The organism is Streptomyces sp. TP-A0356 (assembly GCF_001417775.1).
In the GTDB taxonomy this organism is placed as follows: Bacteria; Actinomycetota; Actinomycetes; order Streptomycetales; family Streptomycetaceae; genus Streptomyces.
Window position 1 is genome coordinate 195,866 of sequence record NZ_BBZJ01000025.1, and the last position, 13,914, is coordinate 209,779.

The 13,914-nt window shown below is 69.9% G+C and carries 12 protein-coding genes; 8 read left to right on the forward strand and 4 right to left on the reverse strand.

The annotated features are described in order from the left end of the window. Positions 1-105: 105 nt before the first annotated feature. Complete coding sequence (locus ASC56_RS27255; RefSeq protein ID WP_055494208.1) at positions 106-543, forward strand: cold-shock protein; 438 nt, start codon at positions 106-108, stop codon at positions 541-543. A 330-nt stretch (positions 544-873) separates the two neighbouring features. Further along, on the forward strand, positions 874-2,448 hold the full coding sequence (locus ASC56_RS27260; protein ID WP_055494209.1) for a methylmalonyl-CoA mutase: 1,575 nt from the start codon (positions 874-876) through the stop codon (positions 2,446-2,448). A 115-nt stretch (positions 2,449-2,563) separates the two neighbouring features. Here the strand turns inward: ASC56_RS27260 and ASC56_RS27265 are convergent, their stop codons facing one another. Both ASC56_RS27265 and ASC56_RS27270 read right to left on the reverse strand, forming a co-directional pair. Continuing rightward, the gene (locus ASC56_RS27265; protein WP_055494210.1) at positions 2,564-3,739 is read right to left on the reverse strand and encodes an XdhC/CoxI family protein; all 1,176 of its coding nucleotides are present in this window, start codon (positions 3,737-3,739) and stop codon (positions 2,564-2,566) included. 63 nt (positions 3,740-3,802) lie between these two features. Then, positions 3,803-4,231: an ATP-binding protein gene (locus ASC56_RS27270; protein ID WP_107309358.1), complete on the reverse strand. Its 429-nt coding sequence runs from the start codon at positions 4,229-4,231 to the stop codon at positions 3,803-3,805. Between the two features lie 137 nt (positions 4,232-4,368). On the opposite strand from ASC56_RS27270, the gene ASC56_RS27275 reads away from it, so the two are divergent. After that, positions 4,369-4,806: a VOC family protein gene (locus ASC56_RS27275; RefSeq protein ID WP_055494211.1), complete on the forward strand. Its 438-nt coding sequence runs from the start codon at positions 4,369-4,371 to the stop codon at positions 4,804-4,806. 54 nt (positions 4,807-4,860) lie between these two features. Here the strand turns inward: ASC56_RS27275 and ASC56_RS27280 are convergent, their stop codons facing one another. Further along, on the reverse strand, positions 4,861-5,589 hold the full coding sequence (locus ASC56_RS27280; RefSeq protein ID WP_234377071.1) for a 2OG-Fe dioxygenase family protein: 729 nt from the start codon (positions 5,587-5,589) through the stop codon (positions 4,861-4,863). Between the two features lie 212 nt (positions 5,590-5,801). Between ASC56_RS27280 and ASC56_RS27285 the strand changes: the two genes are divergently transcribed. The 5 genes from ASC56_RS27285 to ASC56_RS27305 all read left to right on the forward strand — a co-directional run bounded on the left by ASC56_RS27285 (position 5,802) and on the right by ASC56_RS27305 (position 13,150). Beyond that, positions 5,802-6,119: an acyl carrier protein gene (locus tag ASC56_RS27285; protein WP_055494213.1), complete on the forward strand. Its 318-nt coding sequence runs from the start codon at positions 5,802-5,804 to the stop codon at positions 6,117-6,119. An 82-nt stretch (positions 6,120-6,201) separates the two neighbouring features. Next, positions 6,202-10,239: a type I polyketide synthase gene (locus tag ASC56_RS27290; RefSeq protein ID WP_055494214.1), complete on the forward strand. Its 4,038-nt coding sequence runs from the start codon at positions 6,202-6,204 to the stop codon at positions 10,237-10,239. Positions 10,240-10,315: 76 nt separating this feature from the next. Next, positions 10,316-11,887 (forward strand): long-chain-fatty-acid--CoA ligase, encoded by a 1,572-nt coding sequence (locus tag ASC56_RS27295; protein ID WP_055494215.1) that lies wholly within the window; start codon positions 10,316-10,318, stop codon positions 11,885-11,887. Positions 11,888-11,892: 5 nt separating this feature from the next. Continuing rightward, complete coding sequence (locus ASC56_RS27300) at positions 11,893-12,717, forward strand: thioesterase II family protein (RefSeq protein WP_159039705.1); 825 nt, start codon at positions 11,893-11,895, stop codon at positions 12,715-12,717. Further along, a complete protein-coding gene (locus ASC56_RS27305) occupies positions 12,698-13,150 on the forward strand; it encodes a nuclear transport factor 2 family protein (protein ID WP_055494217.1) in 453 nt (150 codons plus the stop codon). Before ASC56_RS27300 ends, ASC56_RS27305 begins: the two co-directional genes overlap by 20 nt. Before the next feature lie 64 nt (positions 13,151-13,214). On the opposite strand, the gene ASC56_RS27310 is transcribed toward ASC56_RS27305, so the two are convergent. Further along, a complete protein-coding gene (locus ASC56_RS27310; protein ID WP_055494218.1) occupies positions 13,215-13,814 on the reverse strand; it encodes a TetR/AcrR family transcriptional regulator in 600 nt (199 codons plus the stop codon). Positions 13,815-13,914: the final 100 nt, after the last annotated feature.

The following is a 13,914-nucleotide window of genomic DNA, read 5'->3' on the forward strand; positions in this document are numbered from 1 at the left end:
AGGCCTCGCGGAACGCATCCAGGCTCGGTAGATTCGCGGCGCGGTGCGCTCCGCGCGGAGTGTGCCTCGGCTTGGAGTTGTTGGGTTGTGGAAGGTGTGTGGGCTGTGTTGATGACGGGTAGAGTGCTGCGTTTCGACGAGGTGCGTGGTTACGGCTTCATCGCTCCCTCGGAGCCGGGCGAGGATGTCTTCATGCACGCGAACGATCTGATCGACGAGAAGTTCCTGTACCAAGAGGGAAGCGAAGTCGAGTTCTTCATGGAGATGGGCGAGAAAGGTCCGAAGGCCTCGCAGATCCGTCTCGTCCATCAGCCGTCCGGGAACCGGCTCCCGGTCCGCCCGGCCGCGCCCGGCGGCGTGGTGACGTTCCACTACGGCGAGCGCGCCGAAGCCGCGGGCGACGCCCCGAGCAGGGATGAGTTCCGTGCCGCGCTGACCGAAGCGCTGGTGGAATCGGTCGACACGCTGACGGCCGCCCAGATCAAGCAGATCCGCGGATGCGTCGTCGAGCTGGCCCGGGCCAGGGGCTGGCTCGATTCCTGACCAGGAGCGACAGGGCATGGCGGTGCCGTGCCCGGCCTGGTCGACCCGTTCGTGGAACGGGCGCCGGCCGGCTCGCACGGCGCCGTCGGCCATGACCGTCACCGACACGACGCCCCGGCCAACCGGGCGGCACGTGCGCGGCGGTCGCCTCCGGCATCTTCATCGCCTCCTTCGGCAAGGCGATGCGCCGTACGAGGACCGCCACCGGAGACGTCGCATTGACCGGCGCTCGTGGCAGGAGGGCGGCGTGCGGGGTGTTCGGGGGTACGGCTGGACGGCGATCGACGTCTATCGTCGGAGAGACCTGGTGCGTCGCAAAGGAGAGCCGTCGTGCGCGAGTCGGAGTCCGGACTGCCCATCGAGCCGGTGTACGGGCCGGAGGTCCTCGAGGGCTGGGATCCGGTCGAGAGGCTGGGTGAGCCGGGGGCGTACCCCTTCACGCGTGGGGTGTACCCGTCGATGTACACGGGGCGTCCGTGGACGATGCGTCAGTATGCGGGTTTTGGTACGGCGGTGGAGTCGAACGCGCGGTACAAGCAGTTGATCGCGAACGGCACGATGGGGTTGTCGGTGGCGTTCGATCTGCCGACGCAGATGGGGCATGACTCGGATGCGCCGATCGCGCATGGCGAGGTGGGCAAGGTGGGGGTGGCGATCGACTCGGTGGATGACATGCGGGTGCTGTTCGGGGGGATCCCGCTGGACCGGGTGTCGACGTCGATGACGATCAACGCGCCGGCGGCGTTGTTGCTGCTTCTGTATCAGCTGGTGGCGGAGGAGCAGGGGGTTGCCGCGGAGAAGCTGACGGGCACGATCCAGAACGATGTGCTGAAGGAGTACATCGCGCGGGGGACGTACATCTTTCCGCCGAAGCCGTCGTTGCGGTTGATCGCGGACATCTTCCGGTATTGCAGGGCCGAGGTCCCGAAGTGGAACACGATTTCGATTTCGGGGTATCACATGGCGGAGGCGGGGGCGTCGCCGGTGCAGGAGATCGCGTTCACGCTGGCGGACGGGATCGAGTATGTGCGTACGGCGGTGGCGGCGGGGATGGATGTGGACGACTTCGCGCCGCGGTTGTCGTTCTTCTTCGTGGCGCGTACGACGGTTTTGGAGGAGGTCGCGAAGTTCCGTGCGGCCCGTCGGATCTGGGCGCGGGTGATGCGGGAGGAGTTCGGGGCGAGGGATCCGAAGTCGATGATGTTGCGGTTCCATACGCAGACGGCGGGGGTGCAGCTGACGGCGCAGCAGCCGGAGGTGAATCTGGTGCGGGTGGCGGTGCAGGGGCTGGCGGCGGTGCTGGGGGGTACGCAGTCGTTGCACACGAATTCCTTCGACGAGGCGATCGCGCTGCCTACGGACAAGTCGGCGCGGCTGGCGTTGCGTACGCAGCAGGTGCTGGCGTTTGAGACGGATGTGACGGCGACGGTGGATCCGTTCGCGGGCTCGTATGTCATCGAGAGGATGACGGACGAGGTGGAGGCGGCGGTGCTGGAGCTGATGGGGAAGGTGGAGGATCTGGGGGGTGCGGTCGCGGCGATCGAGCGGGGGTTCCAGAAGAGCGAGATCGAGCGGAACGCGTACCGGATCGCGCAGGAGACGGACGCGGGTGAGCGGGTGGTGGTGGGTGTGAACCGTTTCCAGCTGGATGAGGAGGAGCCGTACGAGCCGCTGCGGGTGGATCCGGCGATCGAGGCGCAGCAGGCCGAGCGTCTGGCGAAGCTGCGTGCGGAGCGGGACCAGGCGGCGGTGGACGCGGCGCTGGCGGACCTGAAGAAGGCGGCGGAGGGCACGGACAACGTTCTGTATCCGATGAAGGATGCCCTCAAGGCCCGCGCGACGGTGGGCGAGGTGTGCAACGCACTCCGCGAGGTCTGGGGCACCTACGTGCCGTCGGACGTCTGATCCCGAGGCCCCGCTGCGCGACGCCGGAGTCGAGGTCGTCCACACCGGACTCCACCAGACGCCCGCCCGGATCGTCGCCACGGCCGTCCAGGAGGACGCCGACGGCATCGGCCCGTCACGGGTGCGGCGTGCTGCCGCTGACGGCGCCGGGCCCGGCTGTGTCGTGGTGGATGCCGGGCGTGTCGTGGTGGAGGCGGACACGGGTGCCGCTCAGCCGCGCTCCGCTGCCGCCGCGCAGGGTGGCGACGATCTCGGCGCCGATGGACAGGGCGGTCTCCTCCGGAGTGCGCCCGCCGAGGTCGAGGCCGATGGGGGAGTGGAGGCGGTCGAGTTCCGGCCCGGTGACGCCGGCCTCGCGCAGCCTTCGGACGCGGTCCTGATGGGTACGGCGCGAGCCCATGGCGCCGACGTAGGCGACGGGGAGCCGCAGAGCGCGTTGCAGGAGCGGGACGTCGAACTTGACGTCGTGGGTGAGGACGCACAGCACCGTGCGGCCGTCGACCTCCGTTGACTCCAGATAGCGGTGCGGCCAGCCGACGACGACCTCGTCTGCTTCCGGGAAACGGGCGGACGTGGCGAACGTCGGCCGGGCGTCGCACACGGTGACCCGGTACCCGAGGAACCTCCCGACCCGCACCAGCGCGGCGGCGAAGTCGACCGCACCGAAGACGATCATTCGGGGCGGCGGGACGCTCGACTCCACCAGCAAGGTGACCGGCTGCCCGCACAGCCCGCCGTCCGCACCGACCGTGACGCTGTCCGTGCGGCCCGCGTCCAGCAGTGCGCGGGCCTCCGCCGCGGCGGTGCGGTCCAGTTCCGGGCCACCGCCGAGGGAGCCCTCGGGCAGTCCCTCGGAGCGGACGAGCAGCGCCCGGCCGAGCAGCTCGGGCGGCCCGTCGACGATGCGGGCGAGTGCCGCCGTGGCTCCGTTCGCGGTGGCGGCCAGCGCGGCGACGAGGGCCTGACGGCCCGGCCGGTCGGCGCGCACCGGGGTGACGAGGACGTCGATGACTCCGCCGCAGGTCAGACCGACTGCGAAGGCGTCCTCGTCGCTGTATCCGAAGCGTTCCCGTACGGTGTCGCCGTCCTGGAGGGACTGTAGGCACAGCTCGTACACCGCCCCCTCCACACAGCCGCCGGAGACCGAGCCGAGCGCGCTGCCGTCCGCGTCCACGGCCATGGCGGCGCCCGGCGGCCGTGGTGCGCTGCCGCTGACCGCCACGACCGTCGCCACGGCGAAGTCACGTCCTTCCTCCACCCATCGGTGGAGGTCAGTGGCGATGTCGAGCATGGCGTTCTCCGGGGGTGACGGATGGGGCGGACGCGTGTGCTCGCCCGGCCGCCGGGGCGTGGGTCAGGAACCGTCCGTCTCAGTGGCGTGCGCCGGTGGAGTGAAGCATGCGTGCACGACCTTGCCGTGGGTGCAGGGCTGGGCCTGCCAGTCGTCGGCCAGCGCGTCGACGAGCAGCATGCCGCGTCCACCGACGCGCTGGTCGCTCGGCGGGCGCGGTGTGGGCAGATGGGCGGAGGTGTCGTGGACGGCGACGTGCAGACAGCGGGTGTCCCAGGTCAGCACCAGCTGTGCGGAGCTGTGCGCATGCACATGGGCATTGGTCACCAGCTCCGATATGGTCAGCAGAACGGCGTCCACCGTCTGCGGCGCACTCCTGGTCCAGCCCAGTGATTCCAGGTGGTCGCGAGCCCAGTCACGGGCTGCCTTCACCCCGCTGTTCAGGGGCAGGGAGCGCGCCCACCCCACCGCCCGCACCGACGATCCGCTCACCGTGTCCTCCCTGCTCAGATTCTGTCTTGTCACGGGTACCCGCGCACCACGTGTTGACGCGAGAGGAACCGGCCACCGCCGGAATACGCAGTCGTGGCCTCCACCCTCGCGGGCGCTGTCGGCGGCACACTCCACGTATGAACACAGACGATGGAACGGGGCTGGCCGGGGGGCGGGTGGCGACCAGGCTGCCGGCCCAGGACCTGGAGCGGGCGCGACGGTTCTACTCCGAGCAGCTCGGGCTGGAGCCCGTCGACGAACGGCCCGGCGGGCTGCTGTACCGGTGCGGAGGCGTCGAGTTCGTGCTGTTCCTGTCCGCGGGAGCCTCGCCCGGAACCTTCACCCAGATGTCGTGGCAGGTCGACGACATCGAGGCAGTCGTGTCGGAACTCAAGCAGCGCGGTGTCGTGTTCGAGGAGTTCGAGTTGCGCGGGGTGTACGGCGGCGGGCGAACGAGGGACGGGATCGCCGAGGTGCAGGGGAACTACCCGAGCAAGGGCGCACGGGGTGAACGCGGCGCATGGTTCCGCGACAGCGAGGGGAACATGCTGGCCATCGGCCAGCCGGTCGTCTGAGCGGAGCACCGAACCGGTGCGGTGGGTCCGAGCGGAGCACCGCACCGGTACGGTCTACTCGCCCTCCTGAAGCCCCGGGGAGCGCTTGTAGCCGAGGATCAGTACGTCGCGCAGGGCCGTGGTGCCGGGCTCGGCGGCTGTGATCGGGCGTACCGCGTGCAGCACCTTCTGGTCGGCCCAGTACATCGTGTCCATCCGCGAGGTCAGACAGAACTCGTTGATCAGTTCCTTGGACTCGCTGTAGACCTGGGATTCGCCGCCCGCGACATTGAGCCGGTTCATCAGATGGATGGCGCCGAAGTCGACCTCGTCGCGGTGCGGACCCTCCGGTGTCGGCTCCCCGACCTCGTCCGGAGTGCTGATGATGCGGAACTGGTGGCACTGGACGTCCCAGGGGTCGTCGAGCCACTCCTCCGCGACGGGGAACCGGGCGAAGTCGAAGCGGATGAGCGCGGTCAGCAGCGGGTTGTGCAGACTCGCCCGGCTCAGCGGCGCGACGTCGCGATCGATGCCGCCGGCGTAGTCGTTGGCGTCACCCGACTGGTAGTAGGGCCGGTGCGGTCGGAGCCGGATCAGGCCGCTGCGGGGGTGGTAGTAGAAACGGTCGTAGCGGCGTTCACGGAATCGGGATCCGTTCTTCAGGTACTTGTCGACCTCCAGCTTGTCCCATTCGCATGCCAGCTCCTCCTCGAAGCGGCGAAACTCCGGATCGAGAGGGAGGAGATCACCGGGCAGGAGCGAGTAGCCGACGGTTCGCAGTTCTTCCCGGACGTCGATCGACACGGTGGGGCCCTCCAGCTGACGGTTCTCTGTCGATTCATTCCCCGAAACCTCCCGCTGAGTTTCCCATCGCAGAGCTGACAGCGAACTGACGAGTTGGCCTGATCATCATCGGGAGGGGGAAGTGCACGCCTGGGCCGCGGGTCAGCTCCTCGTCAGTCGGTGGCAAGCCGGCCGTGTTCTACTCGAACCCGTCTGGCAGGAGGGTGAACACGATGGCGCCTATTGCCGAACGGCTGGAATCGCTGTCCAGATCAGAACGCTGGACTGCTCTCGAATCCATTGTCGTGGCGGAGTTCAAAACGGCCCTGCTCATGACCGAGGACGAAGAACTGCCCCTGGCGGACAGCTTCTTCGAACTGGGCCTGACGTCCTTGGCACTGACCGATGTGAAACAGCGGCTGGAGGAACTGCTCGGCCAGGGCATCAGCAGCACGGTGATGTTCAACCGGCCGACTGTCGAGCAGTTGATGGACTACCTGACCAGCGAAGTGCTGGCGGAACTGTTCGACTCGCGGACCGCGATGACGTAGCCGCCCCCCCGCGGGCGGCCCAACGCCCGCACACGGGAACGGAAAGGGCAGCACAAGCTCATGGGACAAGGAGGCGGTCGACATGCCGGAATCGGACCTCGCCGCGATGCGGAAGAGGCTGGAGGCGGCCGAGGAGACCGTCCGTCAGCAACAGCGCACCATCGGGCAGTTCCTTCTCGAGAAGCACGAGCCGATGGCGGTCGTAGGAGTCGGGCTGCGTTTCCCCGGCGGCAGTGGAACACTGCAGGAGTTCGACTCGTTCCTGCGTGAAGGACGGTCGGGGATAGGGCCCCTCCCGCGCTCACGCTGGCTTCTCGACGTATCGGAGGGAGAGATAACGGCACAGGCCGGTGGATTCCTCGACCGAATCGACGAGTTCGACGCCCAGTTCTTCAACATACCGCCCAGCCAGGTGCCGTATGTAGACCCGCAGCAGCGGCTGCTCCTGGAGACGGCGTGGGAGGCACTGGAGCACGCCGGCATCGACCCGGCGGGACTGCGCCACAGCGACGGCGGAATCTACGTCGGCGCCTCGCCCCTGGACTTCGCGCTGGAACTCGAATCACTCGGGGACGAACAGCTCGACGGAGGCCTGACCACCGGTATGGGCGGCTATTCCATGTCCGGCCGCCTCTCCTATTTCCTGGGCTGGCGCGGCCCGAGCCTCACCACTGACACCGCGTGCGCCTCGTCGCTCACGGCCCTGCATCTCGCCGTCGAGGGGCTGCGCCGCCGCGAGTGCGGGATCGCGCTGTGCGCGGCCGTCAACACCCTCCACAATCCCCGCTCGTTCGTCATCCTCTCCCACGGGCAGATGCTCGCGCCGGACGGCCACTGCAAGACGTTCGACGAGGCGGCCGACGGATACGCCCGAGCCGAGGGCTGTGGCGCGCTGGTCCTCAAGCGGCTCTCGGACGCCCTGGTGGACGGTGACACCGTGCTCGCGCTGGTGCGGGGCACGGCGATCGGACAGGACGGCGAGAGTGCCGGGCTGAGCGCCCCCAACGGTACGGCCCAGGAAGCCGTCATGCGGGCCGCGCTCGCCAACGCCCGCCTCGAGCCGGGTGACATCCAGTACGTGGAGGCGCATGGGACCGGCACCCCGCTCGGCGACCCGATCGAGATGGGCTCGATCAACGGGGTGTTCGGGGCGGCCCACGACAAGGACACTCCGCTGACCGTCGGTTCGCTCAAGGCCAACATCGGACATATGGAGCCGGCCGCCGGCCTGGGCGCGGTCATCAAGGTCGTCGCGCAGATGCAGGCAGGCGTGTTCTACCCGCACCTGTGGCACACCCCGTCCGACCGCATTCCCTGGGACAGCTACCCGGTCACCGTTCCCACCGAGGGGCGCCCCTGGAAGGCGCCCGTGCGGCGGGCGACGGTCAACGGGTTCGGGGTGGCGGGGGCCATCGGTGTCGCCGTGCTCGAACAGGCCCCTTCTCCCGATGTCGCGGGCACCCTGCGCGAGAAGGCCGGGGACGCGGCCGACACGCGGGACACCTCCGCCCTGCGGGGTGGCCTTGACGACGGACACGTGTTCACGCTGTCCGCCAAGACCCGGCCCGCGCTGCGCCTGCAGGTGGAGCGCCTGTTGCGCTTCCTCGAACAGAACCCCGGCATCGGCCTGGCGGACCTGTGCCACACACGTGCCGTCGGGCGGACGCACTTCCGGCATCGGCTGGCCGCCGCCGTACACGACCTCGACGAACTGACCGCCGTCCTGAAGACGGAGTACGAGCGGGCGCCGGACAGGAGCGCGCCCACCGGCCGGCAGTCCGCCGACACCTACCGCAAGGCGGTCTTCCTCTTCACCGGCTCCGGCTCCCAGTTCGCCGGCATGGGGCGGGAGCTCTATCACCGGTACCCGGTCTTCCGGGACCATGTCGACGCGTGCGACGCCCTGTTCGCCGCCATCCTGGGCCGCTCCGTCCGGGAGATCATGTTCGGGGAGACGGCGGACGCCGAGGAACTGCTCGGCGCCACCCTGTACACACACGCGGCCCTGTTCACGCTGGAGTACGCGCTCGCCAGGCTGTGGATGTCGTGGGGTGTGCGACCCAGTGCACTGGTCGGGCACAGCGTCGGAGAGATCGTCGCCGCGGTGATCGCCGGTCTCTTCTCGCTGCCGGACGGCGTGTCCTTCCTCGCGACCCGTGCCCGGCTGATCGAGTCGGTCTCCCGGCCCGGCGGCATGGCCGCCGTGTCGGCGCCGGCGGACGAGGTCACCCCGAGGCTCGCGCCATGGCCGGATCTGGCGGTCGCCGCGGTCAACTCCCCACGCCAGTGCGTCATCTCGGGCGGCGCGGAATCGCTCGCCGCGGCCGTCGGCGAACTCCGGGAGGCGGGCTGGACGGTCACCCCGTTGCGCGTGTCGTCGCCGTTCCACTCGCCGCTGATGGCGGAAGTCTCCGAGGAACTGCGTACGGCGCTGGAGCGCATCCGGTTCCACGAGCCGGAGCTGACCCTGATCTCGAACGTGACCGGCCGGGTCGCCCGCCCCGAGGAGATGTCGACCCCCGAGTACTGGGTTCGACACCTCAACGAGACGGTGCAGTTCGCCGCGGACGTGCGGGCCGTCGACGAGCGCGGCCGCCATGTCTTCCTGGAGGTGGGCCCCTCGACCGCGTTGACGTCACTGGCCCGCCAGTGCGTGGACGACACGCGTCACCGGTGGCTGAGCTGCCTGCGGGCCGCCGACCGGACCGGGACGACCATCCGTCGTGCTCTGGCGGCCGCGTACGAGGCCGGGCTGAACATCGACTGGCGCGAGGTGTACCGCGGAGCGCCGGGCCGCAGGATCCCGCTGCCCGGCTATGCCTTCGACCGGCGCCCCTACCGGCTGCCCGCGCGGCGGAACCCGGCCGGTGCCGAGGCGCACCCGCTGCTGGGCCGGGAGGTTCCCGACGCGGGCGTGGACGGGCGGCCCGGTGCCCGGCGGTTCACCGCCAGGATCAGCGCCGCACAGCCCGGCTATCTGTCCGATCACACCCTGGCCGGACGTGTCCTCCTGCCCGCCGCGGCCTATGCGGAGACGTTGCTCGCGCTTCAGGACGCTCTCCTCGGGACCACCACGCGTCCCGTGGAGGACCTGCGCTTCCACGAGGCGCTCTTCCTGACCGATCGGCCGGTCCTGCTGACGACCCGTGCCCTGCCGACTGCCGACGGGCGACTGCACGTGGAGATCCTCAGTCGTCCCGCCGATGCGGAGACAGGTGAGGAACGGCTGCATGCGACGGCCTTCGTCGCGGGTGCTCCCGCGGACGGGACGGGGCCGACTGAACAGGGCCGACGGCTGCTGAGCCGTGCCGACGCCTCGTCCGGCACGGCCGCGGACCGGGTGATCGACGGGACCGGGGTGAGCGAGGCCTACGCGCGGGCCGGGCTGCGGTACGGGCCGCAGTTCAGCCGGGTCCGCTCGCTGGCGCGGTACGGGAAGGATCTGGCCGTCAGCGCACTGTACGGAGGGGACGTCTCCTGGTCCGAGCACCTTCCGCCGCCCTTGCTGGACGGCGCCACGCACGGACTGGCCGTCCTGGCCGACGACGGCCACCAGTATGTCGCCACGGGAATCGGCCAGCTGCGCCTGTTCAAGAAGCCCCGTGCCGAGGAACTGCGGGCCGTGCTGGGCATCAGATGGGCAGCCGAGGACGGTACCGGGCCCGTGTTCACCCTCGACGCGCTGCTGGCCGAGGGCGACAGCCCGGTGATGGAACTGTCCGGCATGACCTTCACCCGGCTGGCGCGGCCCGCATCCGCTGCCGCGGACCCGGCCACCGCAACGGCCGAGGGTGGCCGGGCGGACCGTGCGCTGCCCGGCCGCGCGGCGCTGCTCGCCGCGGCGCCCGAGGAGCGCCTGACGGCGCTGGTCGACATGGTCCGCCGCACGGTCGCGGAGCTCCTGGCCATCGACGACCCGGACACCGTCGACGCCGGTGCCACGTTCCTGGAGCTCGGCGTGGACTCGCTCCGGGCGATCGACCTCAAGGACCGGCTCGAAGACAGTCTGCGCGTACCGCTCGCCTCCTCGGCGGTCTTCGACCACCCCACGGTCGAGGAACTGGCCGATGCCCTGGGCCGACGACTGACCACCGCACCGCAAGCCGCGACCTCCGCCTGACGTTCGGCGCCACCCACCACGTCATCGCGCCACAGCCGCGCCCGCCGGGCGCCGGCCCTACGATCCGAGGGGCACCATGGACAACCGGAACGAGAGGACACTCGCCGCGCGGTCGGCCCTGCACGCCGGCCGGCGACCCGATCACCCCGCCGTCGTCTGCGAGGACCGCACGCTGACCTATGGCGAGTTGCACCGGCACAGCAACCGCACCGCCCACGCGCTGCTCGGTGCCGGCCTGGGTGCGGGAGCCCGGGTGGGCTACCTGGGCCAGGAGTCGGAGCACTACTACGACATCGCCCTGGGCTGCGCCAAGAGCGGCACCGTCCTGGTCCCGATCAACTGGCGGCTGACCTCCGGCGAGGTCGAGCACATCCTGGGCGACTCCCAGGCGGAACTGCTCTTCGTCGAGCGCGAGTTCGAGAGTGTGGTCGAGCGGCTGCGGCCCTCTCTGCCGCGGCTGCGCCACATCGTCAGGACCGACTCGGACACCCATGTGGCCGGAGGCTTCCTGGCGTGGAAGGAAGGTCATCCGGACACCGACCTGCCACCGGTCACCGGTTTCGACGACGCGGTCGCCCAGCTCTACACCAGTGGAACGACCGGTCTGCCGAAGGGCGTCGTGCTGGCCCAGCGCACGTTCTTCACCTTCATCGCCGACACGACGGCCCACGGCGTGGACTGGATCGACTGGCGGCCCGGCGACCGAGGGCTGAGCTGCTTCCCGGGCCTGCACACCTCGGGGTTCGGCTGGTTCATGCACTCCTTCAACGCCGGCGCCACCACCGTGATCATGCGGAAGTTCGTCGCCGACGAGGCGGCGAAGCTCATCGAGCGGCACGAGATCACCACCCTGTGGGCCGCGCCGGCGATGCTGCGCATGATGCTGACCGAGCAGGGCACGACACGCGACACCTTCCGGTCGTTGCGCAAGGTGGTCTACAGCGGCTCGCCGATCGACCGGGATCTGCTGCTGACCTGCATCGACGTCCTGGGCTGCGAACTGGCCCAGGGGTACTCCTCGGCGGAGGCGGGCAGTTTCGTCACCTGTCTGGCCCCGAGTGACCACACCCCGGACAGCCGTGTCCTGGGCTCGGCCGGCCGGATCTGCCCGGGCAATGAGATCCGGATCGCCGACGACGAGGGACACCCTGTGCCGGCGGGCCGCATCGGACGCGTGTGGGTCAACAGCCCGGCGCGCTTCCTGGAGTACTGGCGGCTGCCCGAGGCCACCGCGGACGCCGTGGTGGACGGCTGGCTCGCCATGGGGGACATGGGCTACCTGGACGAGGACGGGTATCTGTTCCTCGTCGATCGCGTCAACGACACCATCATCGTGGCGGGCCAGAACATCTACCCGACAGAGGTGGAGAACGCGCTGCGGGAGCATCCGGCGGTCGCGGACGTCGCGGTCTACGGAGTCCCGGACGCCCACTGGGGCGAGGCGGTGAAGGCCGCGGTCGTCCTGCGGAACGGGGCCGAGGCCAAACCCCGGGACTTCCTGCGCTTCCTCAACGGGCGCATCGCCAACTTCAAGATCCCCACCGGCTACGACATCGTCGACGGCCTGCCGCGCAATCCGACCGGGAAGGTACTGCGCCGGGTGCTCAGGGAGCGCCATACGGCCCGCACGGCCACGGCCGGGGGGTGACCGCCGTGCCCGAGACCCACAGGGCCTCCCTGACCGAACCGGCGGCGGCTCCCTCGCGCTGGCTGCACCCGCCCGACGCGGAACCGGACGCCGCGGTCCGGCTGTTCCTGTTCCACCACAGCGGTGGCAGCGTCACGGCGTTTCACGACTGGTTCGGGCAGCTGCCCAGTGACATCTGCGCCCAGGCCGTCCAACTGCCCGGCCGGCAGGAGCGTCGTCCGGAGCGCCCGTACACCCGGCTGGCCCCTCTGGTGGACACGGTGACCGAGGTGCTCTCGGCCGATCTCGACGAGCGCCCGTACGCGGTGTTCGGCCATTCCATGGGGGCGCTGCTCGCCTACCGCGCGGCCGTGGTCCTGCAGTCACGAGGCCGCCCGCCCGCGCTCCTGGCCGTGTCGGGCTGGAGCCCGGAGGGCTTCCGAGGACTGGCGACGGGACGGCCGTCCGAGGAGTCCGCACTGACCGCGATGCGCCGACTGGGGGGACTGCCCGCGCAGGTCGGCGACGATCCGGACATGCTGGCGGCGGTCGCGCAGGCGATGGCCGCGGACAGCGCGGTGTGCCTGGACTACGAGGACGACGCCGCCGCCGTCGACTGCCCCGTCGTCGCCTACGCGGGCCGTGACGACCCGCTGCTGGAGCCGGGGGCGATGCGGGCCTGGGCCGGCCGCACACCCCGGTACCTGGGGTGCCGGGTGTTTCCGGAGGGCCACTTCTTCATCCGTTCACAGGTTCCCGCCATCGCCGCCGACCTGGTGCAACTGCTGCGGCGGCACACGGCGGATCCCCAGCCGACCCGGGAGACGAGCCATGCTGCCAGGACCGAATGAACTCACCGACCGTTACGTCGCGTTGTGGAACGAGACCGATCCCGAGCGCCGCCGCGCGGGCGTCGAACGGCTCTACGCCCCGGATGCCACCTACGTCTTCTATCGGCGCGACCCGATCCGGGGCCGTGAGGCCATCGTGGCGCAGATGGCGTACACCCACGAGATCTACGACCCCATGGGCTATGTCTTCAGGTCGGGGAACAACGCGACCGGTCACCACGACGTGATCCGGTTCAACTGGGTGATGGTCACGGCCGGGACAGGTGAGATGGAGATGGCGGGGCAGGACATCCTGGTGCTGGACGAGGACGGCCGGATCCGCTACGACTACCAGTTCCACGACAGGCTGCCCACCTCCTTCGTCTACAACGACGGATACGAGCAGCACGGGGTCGCGGTCCGGCACGCCAGGCCGGAACGCGTCGGTCCCTGATACCGGACGGCACCGGTCCAGCCGTCGGCCCCGCGGCGCCCGCCGCGGGGCCGACGGCTTTCACTCAGGCGGCCGCGCTGCGGACGTAGTCAGGGCAGTACTGGCGGATGATGGCCTCCGCCGTGGCGACGGCCATGCGCGCCGGGCCCGACGCTCCCAGCACCTCGCCGTTGGCCAGCATGCCGCCGATGACCAGCATCAGTGCGTCTGCCATGGACTCGGGGTCGTCGGCTCCGGCCGTCGCGCCGAGGTCGCGCATCCAGATCCGTAGCTTCTCCAGGTGCAGCTTGGCCTCCACGCGACCGGGATGCGCGGGATCGCGGAACTCGCTGGAGGTGTTGAAGTAGATGCACCCCCGGAAGTCCGGAGCGCTGACGCTCTCGTAGAAGAACTCCATCAGCGCGATGATCTGCCGGGCCGGGTCGCCCGCGTGGGGCTGGGTGACCTTGCGCGCGTGCTCCCACCATTCCTCGTCGCTCTGACGGATCCACGCGGCCACCAGTTCGTCCTTGCTGGCGAACTCCCGGTACAGCAGGCTCTTGCCGACCCCGGTCTCCTCGATGACCTGTTGCATACCGACCGCTCGCACGCCGTTCTCGCTGAAGAGCTTGGCGGCGGCGCTGAGGATGCGCCGTCGTGTTCCGGGCGCGGGCGTGCGTGCCATGTCTGACTCCCTTCCACGCTACCCCCGTGGTCCCAAGCATACGTTTGACAGGGCCACTTGTGGACGCTAGAAATGGACCGATCGGTCCCGGACCGCTCGG